Here is a 20,519-nt window from a genome sequence, read left to right as displayed (position 1 = left end):
AACGGCAGGTTCAGGTTCAGGTCGTCGCCCGGTAGACGAAGCCGGCGAGCGGCGCGTGCACCTGCCAGCCCAGCGCCTCGTACAGGGCGCGGCCCTCGGCGCTCGCCCCGAGCACGCCCGTCGAGGCGCCCCGTGCGACGGCGTCGTTCGCCAGCGTGCGCATCACCAGGCTGCCCAGGCCGCGGCGCTGGTGAGCGGGATCCGTCCCCACCTGGTCGACGACGGCGCTCTCGCCGGTCACCGCGATCTGTCCGCGGGCGGCGACCGCGCCGTCGGCGGAAAGCACGCGGACGAAGGTCACGCCCGCCTCGGTCTCGGCGGCCAGCGCATACCCGTCCGGGGCGCGCACCTCCGACGGGCGCAGCTCCGTGGCCATGAGAACAGTCGGCGGCCCGGACGTCCAGCCGGGCGGGAGCCAGGACGCGACGAGCTCCGGCGCGACGAACACCTTGAGCCACGTGTTCGCCACCGTGACCGACCCGGCGACCCTGCGGACGGCGGCCTCGTCGGCGTCGAGCAGCACGTACCGCGCCACGTGGTGCGGCAGGCCGACGTCGATACGGAAACCCTCCGCCTGCTCGACGGGCGGTGCGGTCCCCCGCGAGACGGCCCAGCCGAGCACCCACTGACGTGCGAGCCGCGTCACCATCGTTCCCCTTGCGTCCAGTTTGCGTCCAGTGCCGATCCGTCCAGTGGCAGCCTGATGCTATCGAGCGTTCTCCAGGTCGGTCGCTGTCAACCGGTCGCCGTCCAGCAGCTCCCCCAGCTGCCCGGCCTCGACGTTCGCCCCGAACACCGGCGTGCCGGGCTCCATGCGGATCCCCTCGGCGAGCTTTCCGACGACCACCGGGTCGAAGCCGAGCGCGTCCACGATCGCGGCAACCGTCGCGACGTCGGCTTGGTCGTCGCCGGCGATCCCTATCGCTTTGCGGCCGGGCAGCCCGGCCGGCCGGGCTCCGCCCTCGAGGTCGTGATAACCCATGTGGTTGAACGCCTTGACGACCCGCGTGCCCGGGAGCGCGGCCTGGACGAGCTCGCTCGTCGACTCCCCCGGCGGCAGGATCCCGTCGCGCGGGCCGTCGATCTCCCACCAGTGGTTCATCGTGTCGATGACGAGCTTGCCCTCCAGGGCAGCGGCCGGGATCGACCGGTACTTACCGAGCGGCAGGGCGAGGACGACGGCGTCCGCCTCGCGGGCCGCCGTCTCCCCGTCGACCGCGCGGGCCCCCGGTGCGAGGACCTCCACGGTGAGCGTGATCCGGGCCGGGTCGCGAGAGCCCGCGATGAGCACCCGGTACCCGGCCGCGACCGCGAGGCGGGCGAGCACGGTCCCGACCTTGCCGGCGCCGAGGATGCCGAGGGTGCGCACGGGGGCCGCCGCCATCACGCCACCTCCACCTTCGCCGGCTGCTCGGCGAGCAGCTCGCGGACCATCGGGATGACCTGCGTGCCGTAGAGCTCGACGGCGCGCAGCCGATCGCTCGCGCGCACCGTGCCCGCCGAGGAGTAGATGAGGTCGAACCGGCCGACGTCGAGGGCGCCGATGGCGCGGGCCATCTTGCGGGCGACGGTCTCGGGCGAGCCCACGTAGAGCGAGCCCTCTGCGACGTCCGCCTCGAACTCCTCGCGGCGCACGGGCGGCCAGCCGCGCAGGGCGCCGATGCGGTCCCGGATCACCTTGTACCCCGGGTAGAACAGCTCCATCGCCTTCTCGTCCGTCTCGGCGACGAAGCCCGGCGAGTGCATGCCGACCGGGTAGGCGGTGGTGCCGAGCTCCCTGGTCGCCCGGCGGTAGAGGTCGACGTACGGCACGAACCGCTCGGGCGCCCCGCCGATGATCGCGAGCATCAGCCGCAGCCCGTACTGGGCGGTGCGGATCACCGACTGCGGGGAGCCGCCGACGCCGACCCAGGTGGTCAGTCGGCCCGAGTCCGTCTTGGGGAAGACCTCCGCGTTCTCCAGCGAGGGCCGCAGCTTGCCCTCCCAGGTGACCGGCTTCTCGTCGAGGAGCTTCACGAACAGGTCGATCTTCTCCTCGAACAGCTGGTCGTAGTCGCGCAGGTCGTAGCCGAACAGCGGGAACGACTCGGTGAACGAACCGCGCCCGAGGATGACCTCGGCCCGGCCGTTGGACAGTGCGTCGACGGTCGCGAACCGCTGAAAGACCCGCACCGGGTCGTCCGAGCTCAGGACGGTCACGCCCGAGGCGAGCTTGATGTTCGAGGTGGTGGTCGCGATGCCGGCCAGCACCGTCTCCGGCGTGGAGATCGCGAACTCGGGCCGGTGGTGCTCGCCGACGGCGATCACGTCGATCCCGATCTGGTCCGCGAGCACGGCCTCCTCGACGGTGCTGCGGATCGCCGCGCCGTGGGACATGACCCCACCGCGGTCGTTCCGCGGCAGGTCGCCGAAAGTGTCGATGCCGAACTCGATGTCGCCCAGCTCGATGTGGCCCAGCTCGATGTCGCCCATAAGGACTCCTCCACGACTGCCCTGCACATTTGATTGACGTGTCAATCATGTACCCGATATGGTTGACACGTCAATCACTGGGGGTCACCGTGACGCAGGACACGCCGCCCCGCCCGAGCCGAGCCGGCACCCGGCAGTCACCGACGGCGGACGAGCTGCGCATCTGGCGCGGGTTCATCGAGACCGCGCAGGCGCTGAACACGCGGTTGAGCAGCCGCCTGCACGAGGAGTCGGCGCTGTCGCCCGGCGACTACGCGGTGCTGCTCGCCCTGAGCGAGGCGGACGGGCGCCGGCTGCGCTCCTCCGAGCTCGCGGACGCCGTCGGCTGGGAACGCAGCCGGCTGTCCCATCACATCTGGCGCATGGAGGGGCGCGGCCTCATCCGGCGCGACGACTGCGCCGTCGACTACCGCGGCGCCGAGGTGGTGCTCACCGACCAGGGCGCCCGCGTCTTCCGGAGCGCCTCGGTCCCGCACCTGCGCGCGGTCCGCGAGCTGTTCGTGGACGCGCTCACGCCGGAGCAGCTGGACCAGGTCGAGGAACTGACAAAAGCCCTCCGAACCGCCCTCCGTTGAGTGCTGGGTATTTGTCGATTTTCGGCTCGTGACACGACAAATACCCAGCACTCAACGACGCGGCGGGGGTCAGGATGCTGCCAGGGCGGCCGCCAGTTCCTCCAGGAGGTCGTAGCCCTCCTGCATGCCGCCCTCCATCCCCGAGTCGATGATCAGGTCGCGCAGCTCCTTGCTCGAGGTGACCGTGCGGACCGTGAGCGTGGTGCGCCCGTCCAGCTCGGTGAGGGCGTAGTGGTTCAGGGTGGGCTCCGAGTCGCCGTCGGGCGCTCCCTCGTAGACCTCCGTCTGCACCATGCTCGCCGGCGCGTCGATCTCGCGGAACTCGCCGTGGAAGCCCACCTCGAACCCGCCGTCGGCCGTCATGACGTACCGCCACGCGCCACCGACGCGGAGGTCGACGGACGCGCTCGTCACGGTCCCGCGCTGCCCGGCCCACCAGCGCTTGATCAGGTCCGGCTCGGTGAGCACCTTCCACACGAGGTGGCGCGGTGCGTTGAACTCCCGGGTGACCAGGATCTCGGTGTCGCTGGGCAGTGTCAGGACGGCACTGCCCTTGGTGGTGGTAGCCATGTCAATCTCCTCTTCCTGTTTCCTCTTCGGTTGTTGTCGTTGCCTTGGATGCTTCGGTCGCCTCGGACGCCGTTCGGGTGAGCTCGTCGAGGACGTCGTCGACCAGGTCGAACCGCTCGTTCCAGAGCCGCTCGTAGCGGACCACCCACTCGTGGACCGCGCGCAGCGGCGCGCCGTTCACGCGGTACAGGCGGCGGCGCCCGTCGTCGCGCACGTCCACCAGCCCCACCTCCCGCAGGACCCGCAGATGCTTGGACACCTGCGGCTGGGCGAGCCCGAGCAGCTCGGTCAGGTCGCCCACCGCGAGCTCGCCGCCGGCCAGGGCGTCGAGGATCTCGCGGCGGCGCGGCTCGGCCACCGCGTTGAACGCGTCGGTAGTGGTCGCTGCTCGTGCCATGGCTCAAACATATACCCATATGAGCATGCGTCAAGAGGCGGAGTGTCCCCGGCCCCGGGTAGCGTGAGGGGCATGACGACGACCTCGGAGAATTCGCAGTACCTGCGTCTGCTGGGCGAGCAGGTGGGCCATGAGCTGGCGGCGCACCTGCAGTACGTGGCGATCGCTGTCTGGTTCGACAGCCACGACCTGCCGCAGCTGGCCGCGCACTTCTACCGGCAGGCGCTCGAGGAGCGCAACCACGGGATGATGATCGTGCAGTACCACCTGGACCGGGGCATGCCCGTGCAGATCCCCGGGACTCCCGCGGTGCGCAACGACTTCGCGGACGTGATCGAGCCGCTCCAGCTCGCGCTGGACCAGGAGCAGCAGGTCACGCGGCAGATCGAGGCGATCTTCCGCGCGGCGCGCGAGGAGGGCGACGCCCTGGGCGAGCAGTTCCTCATGTGGTTCCTCGAGGAGCAGGTCGAGGAGGTCGCCGCAGCGACCACTCTCGTCACCGTCGCGAAGCGGGCCGGCGACAACCTGTTCGACCTGGAGAACTACGTGGCGCGCGAGACGATCGGCGACGCGGGCGAGTCCGCCGCCGCCCCGAAGGCCGCGGGCGGATCGCTCTGACCCACCGCGCCCGTTGAGTGCTGGATATTCGCCCCCTTTCTCGCTCGAGAAGGGCGAATACCCAGCACTCAACGGTCTGGGGTCGGTGGCTGCACCCGCCGGTCACCGCCGGGTCAGGAGCTTCCGCATGGCGGCTACCTCACCAGGGATCGGACGGCGCAGGCGGAGCGCCGTTGGCGCTTCTCGCAGGGCTCGGACCACACCGGACCGGTGGTCCGGGCCCTGCGCCGCGACGTGCCGGATCTCGCCGACGGCGTCGCGCCACGGCAGCCCGCAGTGCGCCGGGCGCCCACCACGAGTCGTCGTCGGCGAACGCCACGAACTGCGTGCGCGCGGCCCGCACCCCGACGGTCCGGACCGCGGCCCCGACGTTTCGGGGCAGCCGGATCACCGTGACGTCCGGGTGCGCCGCGGCGACGGCGTCGACGCTGCCGTCCGCGGAGCCGTTGTCCACCAGGATCACCGGCGCCCGGTGGAGGGCAGGGACGCGAGCAGGTCGGTGCGCCGGTTCCGGCTCCCCTCAGCGCTTCGACTCGTCGGGCGCTTCCAGCCTGGGCGCGGGTCCACCCAGCCGCATCCGGGACTACGGCGGGGAGCGTCGGCATGGCGCGCACCTGGCGCCGGCCTGCGGAGATAGCGTCGGGCATCGTGCCCGAGTTGCGGGACACCCAACTCGTGGAACTGTTGCCCAGCGGGTCGGAACACCAGGCAGTCGGCACACCGGGTCAAGTCACCGGGCCGAGTCACCAGGTCGGACACCAGGCATCGAGAGGGACGGGTTCGCATGACGACCACGGGCGATCCTCGGGTCGACCCGCTGCGCGCGGAGCCGGGCACCGCGCCGGTCGACAGGCCGGTCACCAAGCCGGCCGCCGACCAACCGACCGCCGTCGCCCAGCTCCGCTCCGCGCTGGCCGACCTGGCCGACCCCGCCGAGACGCCCGGGCGGTCCGCCGCCACCCGCACCCGGGGCGTGCGCCGGCCCGAGTGCCGCGTCGCCCGCGCCGCCCTGCACGACTACCTCCACGGACGTCTGGCGCCCAGCAGGCGCCACCGTGTCGAGCTCCACCTGGACGGCTGCGCCGGGTGCACGCGCGCGTTCATCGACGTCCGCGAGGTCTCCTGGACGCTCCGCGGCCTCAGGCGACGGCTGGTCGCCGACGGCCACCGGGGCGGACGGCACCGCGCGCCCGGCGCCGGTACCGCCAACCCGACCTGAGCCGTCGCAGTCCCGCAGGACCGGTGGCAACCGGCCCCCGCAGGCTCATCGGGCGTTCTTGCCCTCTGCCGGGATGAGCCGCCACGCGACCAGGGCGGCGACCGCGGTCAGCACGGCCGCCACCACGCACGCGACCTGCAGGGAGGCGACGAACGCCTCCTTGGCCGCGTCCAGGACGTCCGCCCGTTCGCCGGCGACCGCTACCGCAGAGGCGAGGGAGTCGCCCGCCTGCGCCCGGTCGCCGGCGGTCAGGTCGGCAGGCAGCGCGACACGTGCCTGATAGCCGAGCGTGACGAGCGAGCCGAGCACGGCGACGCCGAGGGCCACCCCGAGCTCGTAGGCGGTCTCGGAGATCGCCGAGGCCCCGCCCGCCTTCGCCGGTGGCACCGCGGAGACGACGGCGTCGGTGGTCAGCGTCATCGCCAGCCCGACCCCCAGGCCGGCGGGCACGAGGGCGAGCGCGAGCCATGCGTAGTGGTCGGCGCCCTCGGCCACCGCGATCGCGACCATGCCGAGCGCCGTGACCCCGAGGCCGAGGGCGATGGCGGGGCCGCGGCCGAACCGCGTGATGGACCAGCCCACCACCACGACCACGACGATGGAGGCGATGGTGGCCGGCAGCTCGGCGATACCGGCGACCAGCGGCGAGTAGCCCCGCACGAGCTGCAGGTACTGCGAGAAGAAGAACAGCATGCCGGTGAGCGCGAAGATCGCTATCAGGTTCGCCGCCACGGCTCCGCTGAACGCGGGGATCTTGAAGAGCCCGACGTCGAGCAGCGGGCCTCGCCCGTCCGCGACCAGCCGGGCCTGACGCCGCACGAAGCAGAGGCCGGCGAGCACCGCGAGCGCCAGCACCCCGACCGCCAGCGCGTCCACGCCCTCGGAGGCCGCGTGCTTGATCGACCACACCAGCGGCATCACCGCCGCGAACGACAGCACGACGGACAGGACGTCGAGGCGCCCGGGTTCAGGGTCCTTCGCCTCTGGCAGCAGCACGGTCCCCGCGATGACCAGCACGATGACCACCGGGACGTTCACGAGGAACACCGAACCCCACCAGAAGTGCTCGAGCAGCGCGCCGCCGACCAGGGGCCCGACCGCGGCGCCACCGCCGGCCGCCGCCGACCACGCCGCGATGGCTCGGCTGCGCTCGCGTGCCTCCGGGAACAGCGTGCGGATGAGCGAGAGCGTCGAGGGCATGATCGTCGCGCCCGCCACGCCGAGCAGGAGGCGGGCGAGGATGAGGATCTCGGCGCTGGGCGCGAAGGCCGCGAGCGCCGAGGCCGCGCCGAACGCCGTCGACCCGATGAGCAGGAGGCGCTTGCGCCCGACCCGGTCGGCAAGGGTCCCCATCGCGACGAGGAGTCCGGCGATGGCCAGCGAGTAGATGTCGCCGATCCAGAGCACCTGGGTGGCGGTCGGCGCGAGGTCGCGGGTCAGTGACGGGACCGCCAGGTAGAGGACGGTTCCGTCGATGGCGAGCAGGCCGACCGCGAGCACGAGGACGGCGAGCGCGGCCCACCGGCGGCGTGTGGAGAGGGCGGGAGATGAAGCGGTCACCGCACTACTGTACCGTCCAGCCGGTACAGTTTCGATCGGCGGGCTCTGTGTAGTTGGGCTCTATAGTCCATGCCGAGCAGTGCGTGTCGAGAGCAGTGCGTGTCGAGAGCAGAGGGTGAGGTGCTGGTCAGTGGGTCGGACGGCGGGCAGGGACCCGGAGCAGACGCGCGCCGCGCTGCTGGACGCGGCGAGCCGCCTGGTCCGCGAGCGCGGGATCTCGACGACCCTCGACGACGTCGCACGCCGCGCCGGGGTCTCCAAGGGCGGGCTGCTCTACCACTTCGCGAGCAAGCAGGAGCTTTTGCTGGCGATGGCTGCCGACTGGCTCGAGCGGTTCAGGGTCGCGGTGCTGGCCGCCGTTCCCCCGGACGACGACGCTCCCGGACGCCTGGTGCGCGCCTACGTGCGGGTGTCGATCGAGGGCGCGCTGGACCCGGCGGCGTCGCGCGACGCGCTGGTGGTGATCGCGCACCTGTCAACGGTGGACGCGGTCACCGAGCTCGCACGCGCCGACGCGCAGCGCTGGCAGGAGGACCTACGCGCCGACGGCCTCCCCGAGGACGTGCTCTCGCTCGTCCTCGCGGCCGCGGACGGCGTCAGCGCCCAGCCGGTCTGGGGCATGGAGCCCGCGCCGGAGGAACTGACGCGGCTCCGCGAACACCTGCTCGCGCTGACGTTCAGCTGAGCGCGTCGGAGCGGCCGGCTTCGATACGGGACCATTGGGCGATGGGGCGTCCGTTCGTCACCCAGTGGTGCCGCCCGGGTTCTTCGCTCCAGGGCTGGGGCCAGCCCTCGGGCGAGTCCTCCCACGTCTCCTGGCGTCCGTAGACGGTCATGTCCAGCAGCCCGTGGGTGGGGGTCATGACCTCGACACCGCGGCCGCCGGTGTAATAGGTCTCGAACACCCGATCACCGTCGCGGACGTAGCAGACGAGGTGGTGGACCTGCCAGTCGCGACCCTCCAGGAGCTGTGCCGCAGTCTTCTCGGCCGAGTACCACGGCATGTCCAGACCCATGAAGTCGCGGTAGCGGACGCTCTCCTCGTACGGGCCCTTGCAGAGGGTGGCGTACGTGATGTCGCGGGAATGGAGATAGGACAGCTCGCGTACCTGGCAGTTGAAGAACGTGCAGCCCTCGCACTGCTCCGCGGCGGGCCGGCCCGGCCACCAGGCGTGGAAGTACGCGATGAGCTGCTTGCGGCCCTCGAAGACGTCGAGGATCGTGATCGGCCCGTCCGGACCGATCACCTCGATGCCGGCGTCGACCTCCACCATCGGCAGCCGCCGCCGTATCGAGCCCGCCCAGTGGCCAGTACCCGGTGATGACGTGCGCGCGGGCTACTCCCCCGCGTCCGCCTCGTCCTCGCTGCTGCCGATCCAGGTGTCCGCCAGGGCTTCCGAACCGCGGGCCAGCAGCGCGACGTCGGCGCCGACCAGCACGAAGGATGCCCCCGCCTCCAGGTACGACCGAGCCACCGTCGGGTCGAAGGCGTTGACGCCGACGGGCTTGCCCGAGGCCCGCACCGCCTCGAAGGTCGCGCGGACGGCTGCGGTGACGTCCGAGTGCGTCTGCTGACCGAGCACGCCCATGGAGGCCGCCAGGTCGGACGGGCCCACGAAGACGCCGTCCACCCCGTCGACGGCCGCGATGTCCGCCGCGTTCTCGACGCCGGTCGCGGACTCGACCTGCACGAACAGGGAGACGTGCCGGTCGGCGTCGGCCATGTAGCCCTCCACGCGGTTCCAGCGTGCCCCCCGGGACAGCGCGCTGCCCACGCCGCGGATGCCCCGCGGCGGGTAGCGCACCGCCCGCACGACGGCGGCCGCCTGCTCGGCCGTGTCGACCATGGGCACCAGCAAGTTCTGCGCACCGAGGTCGAGCAGCTGCTTGAGCACCACCGCGTCGTCCGACGGCGCCCGCACCACCGGCGTGACCGGGTACGGCGCGACCGCCTGCAGCAGCGCCGACGTGGTCTCCAGGCCGATCGGCGAGTGCTCGCCGTCGATCAGCAGCCAGTCCAGGCCGGCGCCCGCGCAGATCTCCGCCACGAGCGGGCTGCCGGTGCACACCCACATGCCGACCTGCGGCCGGTCGGAGCCGGCGATGCGGTCGCGGAACGTGGGCGCGAGGGTCAGACGAATCGGCACGAGACGGTCCCCAGCTCTCGGTAGTCGGCAAACACGGTGTCGCCGGGCTCGATCCACACGGGCCGCGTGAAGGAGCCGGCGAGGACGATCTCCCCGGGCTCCAGCGCGTCGTCGTGCTGGGCGAGCTTGTTCGCCAGCCAGGCGACGCCGGTGGCCGGGTGGTTGAGGACCGCGGCGGCCACGCCGGACTCCTCGATGGTCTCGTTGCGGTAGAGCAGCGCCGAGACCCAGCGCAGGTCGGTCTCGTCCACCCGCACCGGGTTGCCGCCGTAGACCATGCCACCCATCGCCGCGTTGTCGCTGATCGTGTCGACGATGGTGCGCCCGGACATCTCGATGCGCGACGACAGGATCTCCAGGGCCGGCACCACGTACTCGGTAGCGCGCAGCACGTCGAACACCGTGACGTCCGGCCCCTTGAGCCCCTCGCGGAGCACGAAAGCCAGCTCCACCTCGATCCGCACGTTCGAGAACCGCGAGTGCTCGATGACCGAACCGTTGTCGAAGACCATGTCGGCGAAGATCGCGCCGTAGTCCGGCTCGGTGATGCCGGTGGCGGCCTGCATGACCTTCGACGTCAGCCCGATCTTGCGGCCCACCGGGCGGCGTCCGGCCTCGATGCCGCGCCGGCGCCACGTGTTCTGCACCGCGTAGGAGTCCTCGACGGTCATGCCGGGATACCGCGCCGTCAGGAGCGGCACTGTCGTGCGGTCGGCCTCCGCGCGGGCCAGCTCGTCGGCGATGGTGGTGATCGTCGCGTCGTCCAGCATGCGCTCCCCCGCCCCCGTCACAGCTGGTGTCCCAGCTTGTACTCGCCCTGCTTCCACGAGGGCAGCTCGTCGTCACCTGTGCGGGCGGAGTCCTCCGGACGCGTGTAGGAGAACCCGTCCGCGCCGATGGTCACGGCCATCTCGGAGGTGTCGGTCCGCGCGACGACCTGCTGCGGCTTGCCGTCCAGGTCCAGGACGAGCGACGCCTCGGTGTACCAGGACGGCACCACCGGGTTGCCCCACCAGTCACGGCGCTGGTTGTCGTGCACGTCCCAGGTCACCACCGGGTTGTCGGGGTCACCCGTGTAGTAGTCCTGCGTGTAGATCTCCACGCGGTGCCCGTCCGGGTCACGCAGGTACAGGTAGAAGGCATTGGACACACCGTGCCGGCCCGGGCCGCGCTCGATGTGGTCGGAGAGCCGCAGCGCTCCGAGCTTGTCGCAGATCGCGATGATGTTGTGCTTCTCGTGCGTCGCGAACGCGACGTGGTGCATGCGGGGGCCGTCGCCGCCCGTCATCGCCGTGTCGTGCACCGTCGGCTTGCGGCGCATCCACGCGGCGTACGTCGTGCCCTCAGCGTCCTGGATGTCCTCGGTGACGCGGAAGCCGAGGTCCTCCATGAACTTCACCGCACGCGGCACGTCCGGCGTCACCTGGTTGAAGTGGTCCAGGCGCACCAGTGCACCAGGGGTGTGCAGGTCGTACCGCCACGCGAGGCGTTCGACGTGGTCGACGTCGTAGAAGAACTCGTACGGGAAGCCGAGCGGGTCGACCACCCGCACCGAGTCCCCGATGCCCTTCGTGAAGCCCTCGGCGCGACGCTCGACGCGGCAGCCGAGCTCGGCGTAGAACGCGACCGCGCGGTCCAGCTCCTCGGGGCTGCGCACCCGGTACGAGAACGCGGCGACGGCGGCCACCGGGCCCTTGCGGAGGACCAGGTTGTGGTGGATGAACTCCTCGAGGCTGCGCAGGTAGACCGCGTCGTCGTCCTCCTCGGTGACGACCAGGCCGAGCACGTCGACGTAGAAGCTCCGCGAGGCGGCCAGGTCGGTGACCACGAGCTCCATGTAGGCGCACCGCAGGATGTCCGGCGGCGGCGCCAGGGGCGTGGGGATCGGGTCGGTCATCTTCAGGCTCCCTTGCCAAAAGTCTGGTTGTGCACCTTGCCGAGCGTGATGTGCACGGCCTGCTGGTCGGTGTAGAAGTCGACAGAGCGGTAGCCGCCCTCGTGCCCGAGACCGGAGGCCTTGACCCCGCCGAACGGCGTACGCAGGTCGCGCACGTTGTTCGAGTTGAGCCAGACCATGCCCGCCTCGATGGCCTGCGAGAAGTTGTGCGCGCGCTTCAGGTCGTTGGTCCACACATAGGCGGCCAGCCCGTACTTCACACCGTTGGCCAGCGCGAGCGCCTCTTCCTCGGTGTCGAACGGGGTGATCGCCACGACCGGGCCGAAGATCTCCTCCTGGAAGATCCGGGCCGACGACGGCACGTCGGCGAAGACCGTCGGCGCCACGTAGTTGCCGGTCTCGAAGCCCTCCGGACGTCCGCCGCCCGCCACGAGCCGGCCCTCGGTCTTGCCGATCTCGATGTAGGAGACGACCTTCTCGTAGTGCTCGGGGTGCACCAGCGCGCCCACCTCGGTCCGCGGATCCTGCGGGTCACCGACCACCACCCGCTTCGCCTGCTCGGCGTAGCGCTCGACGAACTCGTCGTAGACAGCCCGCTCCACGAGGATGCGGCTGCCGGCTGTGCAGCGCTCGCCGTTGAGCGAGAAGACGCCGAAGATCGTCGCGTCGATCGCGGCGCCCAGGTCGGCGTCGGCGAAGACGATGGCCGGTGACTTGCCACCCAGCTCCATCGACAGGCCCTTCAGGTACGGGGCCGCGTTGGCGAAGATGAGCTGCCCGGTGCTGCTCTCCCCCGTGAACGAGATCAGCGGCACGTCCGGGTGCTTGACCAGCGCGTCGCCCGCCTCCTCGCCGAGTCCGTTGACCAGGTTGAACACGCCGGCCGGGAGCCCCGCCTCCTCGAAGATGCCCGCCCACAGCGACGCCGACAGCGGCGTGAACTCCGCGGGCTTGAGCACCACGGTGTTGCCCGTCGCCAGCGCCGGGCCGAGCTTCCAGGACTCGAGCATGAACGGCGTGTTCCAGGGCGTGATGAGGCCTGCGACGCCTATCGGCTTGCGGTTGACGTAGTTGATCTGCCGGCCGGGGACCTTGAAGGTGTCGTCCGCCTGCGCCACGACGAGGTCGGCGAAGAACCGGAAGTTCTCCGCGGCCCGGCGGGCCTGGCCCAGCGCCTGCGTGATCGGCAGGCCCGAGTCGAAGCTTTCCAGCTCGGCGAGCCGGGCGTCGCGGGACTCGACGATGTCCGCGATCCGGTGCAGGATCCGCGAGCGCTCGCGCGGGAGCATCTTGGGCCAAGGTCCGTTCAGGAAGGCGTCACGCGCCGCCGCGACGGCCAGGTCGACGTCGGCCTGCTTGCCCGCCGCCGCCTGCAGGTAGACGTCGTTGGTCACCGGCTCGAGGACGTCGAACGTGTCGCCGTCGGCGGAGTCGACGAACTTTCCGCCGATGTAGTGCTGGATACGGCCGGGCAGGTCGGCCGGCACGTGGCGGGTCGGCTGATTGGTCGGCTCGTCGGTCACGGTGTCTCCCTGAGTGGTGTCGGGCGGGGCACTGCTCTGTCGGCCCTGCCTGCCCTGTCGGCGCGGGCGTCCAGAAAGGCCTGCATGGTCGCCCAGCGGTGGTTGCGTGCGGCGATCTCGACCTCGAGCGGGTCGGCGCCGCCGGCGATCAGGTCGAGGATGTGGGCGTGCTCGGCCACGGAGTCCCTGGCCCGGCCGGGCACGAACGCGAACGTGGAGTCCCGCAGGCCGGACAGCTGGGCCCAGCCGCGGTGGACCATGTCGAGCAGCAGCTTGTTGGGGCACGACTCGAACAGCACCGAGTGGAACTGCCGGTTCAGTGCGGTGAACGCGTGGGGGTCGAAGTGGTCGAGCACCGCGCGCAGGTGGTCGTTCACCTCGGTCGCCCGCTGAAGGTCCGCAGGGGAGATGGCGCGCGCGGAGAGGCCGGTGGCGGCCCCCTCGACGACGCCGAGGGCCTGCATGGCGTCGACGTACCCGTGCTCGTCGACCATCGCGACGCGCGCGCCGACGTTGCGCTCATAGGTGACCAGGCCCTCGGCCTCCAGCCGCCGGATCGCCTCGCGCACCGGCACGACGCTCATCGCCAGCTCGTCGGCGATGCTCTGCAGCACGAGCCGGTAGCCGGGGCTCAGCTCGTGCAACGCTATGCGGTCGCGCAGGTAGTCGTACGCGAGCTGGGACTTGCTGAGCGCGCCGGCGAACGCGGTCTCGACGGCCGACGCCGTCACGTCGCCGCCGGTCACCGCGACTTCCCATGCCCGTCAGGGGTCGGGGCCTGGGCCCCCTGCACCTGCGACTTCCAGGACTCGTACCGCGCCCGCCACTCGGCGTTCGGCGGGAACAGCCCGTCCACCGGGTGGCCGGCGGCCACCTGCTGCGCGACCCACGTGTCCTGCTCCTCCTGGGCGATCGTCGCGTCGGCCACCTCCTCGGCCAGGTGCGGCGGCACGACGACGACGCCGTCCGCATCGCCCACGACGATGTCACCGGGCAGCACCGTCGCTCCGCCGCAGGCGACCGCGACGTCGGTGTCCCACGGGACGTGCCGGCGGCCGAGCACCGCCGGGTGCGGACCGCCCGAGAAGACGGGCAGCCCCGTCGCGGCCACGGCCTCGAAGTCGCGCACGCCGCCGTCGGTGACCACCCCCGCCGCGCCGCGCACGTGCGCGCGCAGCGCCAGGACGTCGCCGAGGGTCGCCGACCCCTTCTCGCCGCGCGCCTCGATCACTATGACCTCGCCGGCGCCGACGGTGTCGAACATCCGCTTCTGGGCGTTGTAACCGCCGCCGTGCGCGGCGAACAGGTCCTCCCGGTTCGGCACGAACCGCAGGGTCCGCGCGCGGCCGACGATCGTCGCACCCGGCACGTTGGGCCGCACGCCCTCGATGATCACGTTGTCCAGGCCGCGCTTGCGCAGCTGGGCGGAGAGCCCCGCGACGGGCGCACGCCGCAGCTTGTCCGCGAGCTCTTCGGTAAGCGCGAACGGCTCCGCCTCGGCACCGGGCTCCGGCGTCAGGCCCGCCGCCTCGCGGCTCCCCCACGCCTCCGCCCGCTGCGTGTCGTCGACCTTCGGTCCGGCACCGACGTCAGAGAACGGCACGTCACCCTGCACCACCGTCGTGACCAGGCGGCCCGACGTCGGTGCGCCGGGCGCCGCCGGGGCGTCCACCTCGACCTCGACGACGTCGCCCGGCACCACCACGCTCGAACCGGCCGGCGTGCCCGTGAGCACGAGGTCGCCGGTCTCGAGCGTGAGGTGCTGGGACAGGTCGGCCACGAGCTGCGCGAACGGGAACAGGAGCGCGTCCTCGTTCGTGGTGTCCTCCTGCACGAGCTCCCCGTTGACCCAGGTGCGGACCCGCAGCCCGGCGGGATCGACCGCGCGGGCGTCGATGAGCGCAGGGCCGACGGGCGTGTAGCCGTCGCGGCCCTTGGAGCGCACGTTCGAGCCCTTGTCGGCCCAGCGCAGGTCGTAGACACCCAGGTCGTTGGCTGCGGTCACGGCGGCGACGTGGTCCCAGGCCTCCTCGACCGGCACGTGCCGGGCGGGCTTGCCGATGACCAGCGCCACCTCCCCCTCGAACGCGAGCAGCTCCGTGCCGGCCGGCCGCTCGACTACGCCTCCGGTGGCGGCGAGCGAGCTGGTCGGCTTGAGGAAGTACGACGGCGCGGCGGGCCGCCGTCCGCGCTGCTCGGCGCGCGACAGGTAGGCGATGTGGACGGCGACGATCTTGCCCGGCCGCTCCGCGAGCGGACCGCTCGCCGCTGGTGTCCGCGTCGCGGAGGCCTGCGCTTCGGTACTTGCGTCGGTACCCATGAGCTCCCTTGCCCGTCGTTCCGCCGGTCTTCTCCACCGCTTCTGATGTGACCCCTGGCGCTTTGTATCTCAAATCGTATATGGTCCGTGAGAACCCGGCAAGGCCACCCCGGCCGAGCCCACCACCGGCCCGCCAACGACGGCAGGCCCGGATGACGAGGGAGTCATGCGATGTCACGCCTAGGGTCTGTCTGGTCTCACAAAGGGCCTGAACGGCTCGCCTGCCAGGCGCACCCGATCGCCGGCTTCGTACAGGCGTATCTGCCTGGTGTCTCGCCTGCTGGCGTTTCAAGATGCTTCTCTGGTCATGCGGTGTCAGAATCAGAGTGCATTTCGCGGACCGGCAAGCAGCCGGCCCCGTCATCAATGCCTACTGACAGAACCCTTGCCCGCTGTGACCACCACAGGTCGCGGCACGGTGAGGGCCTGAACGACGTAGGAACCGGTCCCGAACCGCATCCGTGGCCCGAGGACCGGACGCCCGAGAAGGGCGGTGTTTGCGAACCACCACATTCCCAAACACGCTGTAGTCCCGGACGGACCCTCCGCGGCCCTGGTCCAGGCGATGGGCACGACAAGAGCGGTGACCATGTACCCGGCGGGCATGACGGTGATCGGGCTGGCGGCGGTCCTCATGCCGCGCGACCCGCACCGGCATCCCGGTGGGGCCGGACCACGAGGAGCTACAGGCTGCCAGCCCGATCTACGGCCTGGCCAAGGCCTGAGGCCTCGGCGGCGCGCCCGTAAGCATGCGGGCAAACAGGTAGGCCGGTAGGCAGGCAGAGCCGCACCACGAGCAGAACGGAAGAACGATGCAGTTCCACCATCACGGTTACGTGTCCGGTGACCCGCGCGTCCAGCCGGCCGCGGGCTACGGTCTCGAGCGTCCCGCCGAGCTGCCGGACGAGGTCGACGTGCTCATCGTCGGCAGCGGCCCGGCGGGCATGATCGCCGCGGCGCAGCTCGCGCAGTTCCCCGACATCCGCACCCATGTCGTCGAGCGGCGGGCGGGACGCCTCGAGATGGGTCAGGCCGACGGCATCCAGGCGCGCAGCGTCGAGACGTTCCAGGCGTTCGGGTTCGCGGAACGCATCACCGCCGAGGCGTACCGGATCACCGAGATGGCGTTCTGGAAGCCCGACGCCGCGAACCCGGCGAACATCGTCCGCGGCGCCGTCCCGCCGGACGACGCCCACGGGATCAGCGAGTTCCCGCACCTGATCGTCAACCAGGCACGGGTGCTCGACTACTTCGCCGAGGTCGCGGCAAGGGCACCCGCGCGGGTGACCCCGGACTACGGGCTGGAGGTCGTCGGCCTCACCGTCACGGACGAGGGCACGCATCCCGTCACCGTCACCCTGCGGCACACGACCGGACCGCAGGAAGGCAGCGAGCGCACGGTGCGCGCCGGCTACGTCATCGGGTCGGACGGCGCGCACAGCGCCGTCCGGCAGGCGATCGGCCGCAAGCCCGTGGGCGACCGGGCCAACCACGCCTGGGGCGTGATGGACGTGCTCGCGGTGACGGACTTCCCCGACGTGCGCACCAAGTGCGCCATCCAGTCGCACGACGGCGGGTCCATCCTCCTCATCCCCCGCGAGGGCGGATACCTGGCCCGCTGGTACGTCGACCTCGGCGAGGTGCCGCCGGGCGAGGGCGCCCGCATCCGCGCGACGTCGCTGGACGAGGTGATCGCGCGGGCGAACCGGATCATCCACCCGTACACGCTGGACGTGAAGGACGTGCCCTGGCACAGCGTGTACGAGGTGGGCCACCGCGTCACGGACGGGTTCGACGACGTACCCGACGAGCTCACCGGCATCCGCACGCCCCGGGTGTTCCTCACGGGCGACGCCTGCCACACGCACAGCGCGAAGGCCGGGCAGGGCATGAACGTGTCGATGCAGGACGGCTGGAACATCGCCTGGAAGCTGGCCCACGTGCTCACGGGCCGGGCTCCGGAGTCCCTGCTGGCCACCTACTCGGCCGAGCGGCAGGTCGTCGCACAGGACCTCATCGACTTCGACCGGGAGTGGTCGCGCCTCATGGCCACACCCCCCGAGGACCTGCCCGACCCGACCTATCTCGAGGACTTCTACGTCAAGACCGCCGAGTTCCCCTGCGGGTTCATGACGCAGTACCAGCCCTCCATGATCGTGTCCGAGCCGGTCCATCAGCACCTCGCCACCGGCTTCCCGGTGGGCAAGCGGTTCAAGTCGGCCCCGGTGGAGCGCGTCGCCGAGGGCAACCCCGCCCACCTCGGGCACCACGCCCGCGCCGACGGGCGGTGGCGTGTCTACGCGTTCGCCGACGCCGCGGCGCCCGGCGATCCCTCGGCGCTGCGGGAGTGGGCACAGTGGCTGGGCACGGCGCCCGACTCACCGCTGCTGCGCCACACCCCGGCCGGCACCGACCCGGACTCGGTGCTCGACGTCAAGGTCGTCTACCAGCAGGACCACTTCGGCGTGGAGTTCCCCGACGTGCCGGAGGTCTTCAAGCCCCGGGTCGGCCCGTTCGAGCTGGTCGACCACGAGAAGGTGTACGCGACCGACCCCGGGCATGACATCTTCGAGCTGCGGAGCATCGACCGGGGCGGCGTGGTGGTCGTCGTGCGGCCCGACCAGTACGTTGCCGCTGTGCTCCCTCTGAGCGCGACGGACGAGCTCAGCGCGTTCTTCGCCGGGGCACTGCTCCAGCCGGACACCACGCCGCGGAACACGAACGCGAACACGCACACGCACACGCACACGAAGGAGAACACATGACCGACACCCGCGAGTCCGACCTGCTGGACTCCGTCCCCGACGGGCTGCTCATCGGCGGCGCGTGGCGGCCCGCCGCGGCCGGCGCCACGCTCACCGTCGAGGACCCGGCGACCGGCAAGACGATCAAGTCCATCGCGGACGCCGGCGCGGAGGACGGCATGGCCGCGCTCGACGCCGCCGTCGACGCGGCGGCCGCGTGGGCGGCCACGCCGGCCAGGACCCGTGGCGAGATCCTCCGCCGCGCGTTCGACCTCCTCCAGGAGCGCAGCGAGGACTTCGCCCTGCTGATGACCCTGGAGATGGGCAAGCCGCTCGCGGAGGCCCGCGGCGAGGTCACGTACGGCGGCGAGTTCCTGCGCTGGTTCTCCGAGGAGGCAGTGCGCATCACCGGCCGCTACGGGCCCAACCCCGAGGGCACCGGCCGCATCATCGTCAGCCAGCACCCCGTCGGGCCGTGCTTCCTCATCACGCCCTGGAACTTCCCGCTGGCCATGGCCACGCGCAAGATCGCGCCCGCCCTGGCGGCCGGCTGCACGGTGGTGGTCAAGCCCGCGGCACTGACACCGCTGACCACCCTCTACTTCGCGAGGCTGCTGCAGGACGCCGGTCTGCCCGACGGCGTCGTCAACGTGATCACGACGTCCAGCTCCGGCGCCGTCTCCGAACCCATCATCAGCGACCCGAGGCTGCGCAAGCTGTCCTTCACTGGCTCGACGCCCGTGGGCCAGAAGCTCCTGGCGCAGGCGGCGCCGGGCGTGCTGCGCACCTCCATGGAGCTGGGCGGCAACGCCCCCTTCGTGATCTTCGAGGACGCCGACCTGGACCAGGCGGTCAAGGGCGCCCTGGCGGCGAAGTTCCGCAACATCGGGCAGGCGTGCACGGCCGCCAACCGCTTCATCGTGCACTCCTCGGTCGCCGACGAGTTCGCCCGCAGGGTGACCGCCGCTGTGAACGACTTCGTGATCGGCCGTGGGACCGAGTCCGGCGTGACCATCGGCCCGCTGGTCGACGACAAGGCAGTCTCGAAGGCGGAGGCGCTGGTCCAGGACGCGGTGGCCCGGGGCGCGGAGCTCGCCACCGGCGGCTCGCGCATCGACGGGGCGGGCAGCTTCTTCGAGCCCACGGTGCTGACAGGCGTCACGCCGGGCAGCGACATCCTGCGCGAGGAGATCTTCGGCCCGGTGCTCGCCATCGCCACGTTCGACACGGAGGACGAGGCGGTGGCGCTGGCCAACGACACCGAGTACGGGCTCGTGAGCTACGTCTACACCGAGAGCCTGTCGCGCGGCCAGCGCATGATCGAGCGGCTCGAGACCGGGATGATGGGGCTCAACGTCGGTGTCGTCTCCAACGCGGCGGCGCCGTTCGGCGGCTGGAAGATGTCAGGCCTGGGCCGCGAGGGCGGCGCCGAGGGCATCCACGAATATCTCCAGACCAAGTACACGCTCACCCCGGCCTGACACCGACCCCCGCCCGGCACTGGCACTGGCACTGGCACAGCAACACCCCTTGGTCGTGGGCGTGACCGTTGCGCCTGGAACAGGCACGTAGCCGCAACGGTCACGCCCACAACCAAGAGGTGGTTGGTGCTACTGGACGTCCACCCAGTAGCTGTTGGTGTTCAGCTGCCCGTTGCCGGTGAAGACCTCAGTACCCGCCTGGACGCTGGTGAGGTACTTGGTGTTGCTGATCCACCCTCGGTTCACCAGGTTGCCCGTGAAGTCCCGCAGGTTGAAGTTCACCGAGTTGGTGTTCGAGGTGCGGACGAACGAGAACACGTTCCACCCGGTGCCGTTGCCGGCGTCGATCCAGCCGCGGTACAGGTCCCAGGTCCCGCCGCCGATGTTGACGGTCGCCTGGCGGGTGCCCGCAGGCCCTGCGCCGCCCGACTTGTACGGCCAGATCATGATCTCGTCGCTGGGACCGGTCGACGCCCCGGGGTTCGACTGGGTGTGCAGCCAGAGGTCGTAGGCGACGTTCATGGTGCCCGAGCCGGTCACGCCGTAGTCCCAGGTGGTCGGGACGCTGCGGTTGGCGTTGAGCCGCACCGGAAGCTCAGTGCCCGAACGCTGCCAGCCCCAGTGCCAGCCGAGGACGACGCTGGAGTAGCTCTTCACGGAGTTGGACTGCCCGCTCCACTCCCAGTTGGTGCCCCAGCCGATCGTGTCGCCGGACTGCCAGTTGTCCCACACGCACTGCCATCCGGAGCCGGACCCGCTGCCCCAGAGGTTGTTGACGACGTAGTACTTGCCCATCGCGATGTTGCCGCCGCTCGCACAGGTGCTAGCGGCCTGAGCCGGCGCGGCGGTGGCCACTACCGGCACCACTGCGAGGCACAGCGCGGCGACGATGCCGGTGATCCGATGTTTGATCGATGCGGTTCGACTCTGACGCATCTCGGTCCTTTCGGTCAGGTCCCCCTCGGGCCGCCATTGGCCCGAAGCAACCCGCTCAAT

General features: G+C 71.2%; 21 protein-coding genes. 6 read left to right on the top strand and 15 right to left on the bottom strand.

Annotation, left to right across the window (positions count from 1 at the left end; translation table 11 throughout):
- Positions 1-16: 16 nt before the first annotated feature.
- Genes AB0F70_RS10010 through AB0F70_RS10000 form a run of 3 tightly spaced genes read right to left on the bottom strand, consistent with a single transcriptional unit; the run spans position 17 to position 2,472 of the window.
- A complete protein-coding gene (locus tag AB0F70_RS10010) occupies positions 17-646 on the bottom strand; it encodes a GNAT family N-acetyltransferase (RefSeq protein WP_357446987.1) in 630 nt (209 codons plus the stop codon).
- Positions 647-706: 60 nt separating this feature from the next.
- Positions 707-1,384, bottom strand: a complete 678-nt coding sequence (locus tag AB0F70_RS10005; RefSeq protein WP_357446984.1) for an NADPH-dependent F420 reductase — start codon at positions 1,382-1,384, stop codon at positions 707-709.
- On the bottom strand, positions 1,384-2,472 hold the full coding sequence (locus AB0F70_RS10000) for an LLM class flavin-dependent oxidoreductase (protein WP_357446981.1): 1,089 nt from the start codon (positions 2,470-2,472) through the stop codon (positions 1,384-1,386). Before AB0F70_RS10000 ends, AB0F70_RS10005 begins: the two co-directional genes overlap by 1 nt.
- Before the next feature lie 89 nt (positions 2,473-2,561).
- Between AB0F70_RS10000 and AB0F70_RS09995 the strand changes: the two genes are divergently transcribed.
- A complete protein-coding gene (locus tag AB0F70_RS09995; RefSeq protein ID WP_357446978.1) occupies positions 2,562-3,047 on the top strand; it encodes a MarR family transcriptional regulator in 486 nt (161 codons plus the stop codon).
- A 69-nt stretch (positions 3,048-3,116) separates the two neighbouring features.
- Here AB0F70_RS09995 and AB0F70_RS09990 read toward each other — a convergent pair whose 3' ends face one another.
- Positions 3,117-3,617, bottom strand: coding sequence for an SRPBCC family protein (locus AB0F70_RS09990; protein WP_357446975.1), 501 nt, complete (start codon positions 3,615-3,617; stop codon positions 3,117-3,119).
- A gap of 1 nt (position 3,618) precedes the next feature.
- A complete protein-coding gene (locus tag AB0F70_RS09985) occupies positions 3,619-4,014 on the bottom strand; it encodes a metalloregulator ArsR/SmtB family transcription factor (RefSeq protein WP_357446972.1) in 396 nt (131 codons plus the stop codon).
- A 72-nt stretch (positions 4,015-4,086) separates the two neighbouring features.
- Here AB0F70_RS09985 and AB0F70_RS09980 point away from each other — a divergent pair, with 72 nt between their 5' ends.
- Complete coding sequence (locus tag AB0F70_RS09980) at positions 4,087-4,632, top strand: ferritin (RefSeq protein WP_357446969.1); 546 nt, start codon at positions 4,087-4,089, stop codon at positions 4,630-4,632.
- A 139-nt stretch (positions 4,633-4,771) separates the two neighbouring features.
- Here AB0F70_RS09980 and AB0F70_RS09975 read toward each other — a convergent pair whose 3' ends face one another.
- Positions 4,772-5,095 carry a glycosyltransferase gene (locus tag AB0F70_RS09975; protein ID WP_357446966.1) on the bottom strand — a complete coding sequence of 108 codons (324 nt, stop codon included), beginning with the start codon at positions 5,093-5,095 and terminating at the stop codon, positions 4,772-4,774.
- A 321-nt stretch (positions 5,096-5,416) separates the two neighbouring features.
- Here AB0F70_RS09975 and AB0F70_RS09970 point away from each other — a divergent pair, with 321 nt between their 5' ends.
- Positions 5,417-5,851 (top strand): zf-HC2 domain-containing protein, encoded by a 435-nt coding sequence (locus AB0F70_RS09970; RefSeq protein ID WP_357446963.1) that lies wholly within the window; start codon positions 5,417-5,419, stop codon positions 5,849-5,851.
- A 45-nt stretch (positions 5,852-5,896) separates the two neighbouring features.
- Here AB0F70_RS09970 and AB0F70_RS09965 read toward each other — a convergent pair whose 3' ends face one another.
- A complete protein-coding gene (locus AB0F70_RS09965; protein WP_357446960.1) occupies positions 5,897-7,411 on the bottom strand; it encodes an MFS transporter in 1,515 nt (504 codons plus the stop codon).
- A 130-nt stretch (positions 7,412-7,541) separates the two neighbouring features.
- Between AB0F70_RS09965 and AB0F70_RS09960 the strand changes: the two genes are divergently transcribed.
- Positions 7,542-8,096, top strand: a complete 555-nt coding sequence (locus tag AB0F70_RS09960; protein WP_357446957.1) for a TetR/AcrR family transcriptional regulator — start codon at positions 7,542-7,544, stop codon at positions 8,094-8,096.
- Here the strand turns inward: AB0F70_RS09960 and AB0F70_RS09955 are convergent.
- The 7 genes from AB0F70_RS09955 to AB0F70_RS09925 are packed head-to-tail and all read right to left on the bottom strand — an operon-like array spanning position 8,089 to position 15,298.
- Entirely contained in the window at positions 8,089-8,691 is a 603-nt protein-coding gene (locus AB0F70_RS09955; RefSeq protein ID WP_357447047.1) for a DUF899 family protein, read from the bottom strand. The two genes, AB0F70_RS09960 and AB0F70_RS09955, sit on opposite strands and share 8 nt — an antisense overlap.
- Before the next feature lie 57 nt (positions 8,692-8,748).
- Positions 8,749-9,558, bottom strand: coding sequence for an HpcH/HpaI aldolase/citrate lyase family protein (locus AB0F70_RS09950; protein ID WP_357446954.1), 810 nt, complete (start codon positions 9,556-9,558; stop codon positions 8,749-8,751).
- A complete protein-coding gene (hpaH, locus tag AB0F70_RS09945) occupies positions 9,543-10,328 on the bottom strand; it encodes a 2-oxo-hept-4-ene-1,7-dioate hydratase (RefSeq protein WP_357446951.1) in 786 nt (261 codons plus the stop codon). The genes AB0F70_RS09950 and hpaH overlap by 16 nt, the downstream gene beginning before the upstream one ends.
- Before the next feature lie 17 nt (positions 10,329-10,345).
- Positions 10,346-11,455, bottom strand: coding sequence for a 3,4-dihydroxyphenylacetate 2,3-dioxygenase (gene hpaD / locus AB0F70_RS09940; protein WP_357446948.1), 1,110 nt, complete (start codon positions 11,453-11,455; stop codon positions 10,346-10,348).
- Between the two features lie 2 nt (positions 11,456-11,457).
- Complete coding sequence (gene hpaE / locus AB0F70_RS09935) at positions 11,458-12,978, bottom strand: 5-carboxymethyl-2-hydroxymuconate semialdehyde dehydrogenase (RefSeq protein WP_357446945.1); 1,521 nt, start codon at positions 12,976-12,978, stop codon at positions 11,458-11,460.
- Entirely contained in the window at positions 12,975-13,724 is a 750-nt protein-coding gene (locus tag AB0F70_RS09930; protein ID WP_357446942.1) for a GntR family transcriptional regulator, read from the bottom strand. The genes hpaE and AB0F70_RS09930 overlap by 4 nt, the downstream gene beginning before the upstream one ends.
- Positions 13,721-15,298 (bottom strand): fumarylacetoacetate hydrolase family protein, encoded by a 1,578-nt coding sequence (locus tag AB0F70_RS09925; RefSeq protein ID WP_357446938.1) that lies wholly within the window; start codon positions 15,296-15,298, stop codon positions 13,721-13,723. Before AB0F70_RS09925 ends, AB0F70_RS09930 begins: the two co-directional genes overlap by 4 nt.
- 812 nt (positions 15,299-16,110) lie before the next feature.
- Between AB0F70_RS09925 and AB0F70_RS09920 the strand changes: the two genes are divergently transcribed.
- The gene (locus AB0F70_RS09920) at positions 16,111-18,063 is read left to right on the top strand and encodes an FAD-binding monooxygenase (protein WP_357446935.1); all 1,953 of its coding nucleotides are present in this window, start codon (positions 16,111-16,113) and stop codon (positions 18,061-18,063) included.
- Positions 18,060-19,523 carry an NAD-dependent succinate-semialdehyde dehydrogenase gene (locus AB0F70_RS09915; RefSeq protein WP_357446932.1) on the top strand — a complete coding sequence of 488 codons (1,464 nt, stop codon included), beginning with the start codon at positions 18,060-18,062 and terminating at the stop codon, positions 19,521-19,523. The genes AB0F70_RS09920 and AB0F70_RS09915 overlap by 4 nt, the downstream gene beginning before the upstream one ends.
- A gap of 129 nt (positions 19,524-19,652) precedes the next feature.
- On the opposite strand, the gene AB0F70_RS09910 is transcribed toward AB0F70_RS09915, so the two are convergent.
- Positions 19,653-20,459 carry a hypothetical protein gene (locus AB0F70_RS09910; protein ID WP_357446930.1) on the bottom strand — a complete coding sequence of 269 codons (807 nt, stop codon included), beginning with the start codon at positions 20,457-20,459 and terminating at the stop codon, positions 19,653-19,655.
- Between the last annotated feature and the right edge of the window lie 60 nt (positions 20,460-20,519).

Source organism: Promicromonospora sp. NPDC023805 (genome assembly GCF_040639635.1).
Taxonomy (GTDB): Bacteria; Actinomycetota; Actinomycetes; order Actinomycetales; family Cellulomonadaceae; genus Promicromonospora.
The sequence above is the reverse complement of the archived record's forward strand: the minus strand, read 5'-3'. Positions and strand labels throughout refer to the sequence as shown.

Bases quoted from the DNA above. Each gene is read 5' to 3' on its own strand.
- hpaH (WP_357446951.1), bottom strand. From the start codon at position 10,328: ATGCTGGACGACGCGACGATCACCACCATCGCCGACGAGCTGGCCCGC.
- AB0F70_RS10005 (WP_357446984.1), bottom strand. From the start codon at position 1,384: ATGGCGGCGGCCCCCGTGCGCACCCTCGGCATCCTCGGCGCCGGCAAG.
- AB0F70_RS09990 (WP_357446975.1), bottom strand. From the start codon at position 3,617: ATGGCTACCACCACCAAGGGCAGTGCCGTCCTGACACTGCCCAGCGAC.
- AB0F70_RS09985 (WP_357446972.1), bottom strand. From the start codon at position 4,014: ATGGCACGAGCAGCGACCACTACCGACGCGTTCAACGCGGTGGCCGAG.
- AB0F70_RS09910 (WP_357446930.1), bottom strand. From the start codon at position 20,459: ATGCGTCAGAGTCGAACCGCATCGATCAAACATCGGATCACCGGCATC.
- AB0F70_RS09915 (WP_357446932.1), top strand. From the start codon at position 18,060: ATGACCGACACCCGCGAGTCCGACCTGCTGGACTCCGTCCCCGACGGG.
- AB0F70_RS09925 (WP_357446938.1), bottom strand. From the start codon at position 15,298: ATGGGTACCGACGCAAGTACCGAAGCGCAGGCCTCCGCGACGCGGACA.
- AB0F70_RS09980 (WP_357446969.1), top strand. From the start codon at position 4,087: ATGACGACGACCTCGGAGAATTCGCAGTACCTGCGTCTGCTGGGCGAG.
- AB0F70_RS10000 (WP_357446981.1), bottom strand. From the start codon at position 2,472: ATGGGCGACATCGAGCTGGGCCACATCGAGCTGGGCGACATCGAGTTC.
- AB0F70_RS09970 (WP_357446963.1), top strand. From the start codon at position 5,417: ATGACGACCACGGGCGATCCTCGGGTCGACCCGCTGCGCGCGGAGCCG.
- hpaD (WP_357446948.1), bottom strand. From the start codon at position 11,455: ATGACCGACCCGATCCCCACGCCCCTGGCGCCGCCGCCGGACATCCTG.
- AB0F70_RS09920 (WP_357446935.1), top strand. From the start codon at position 16,111: ATGCAGTTCCACCATCACGGTTACGTGTCCGGTGACCCGCGCGTCCAG.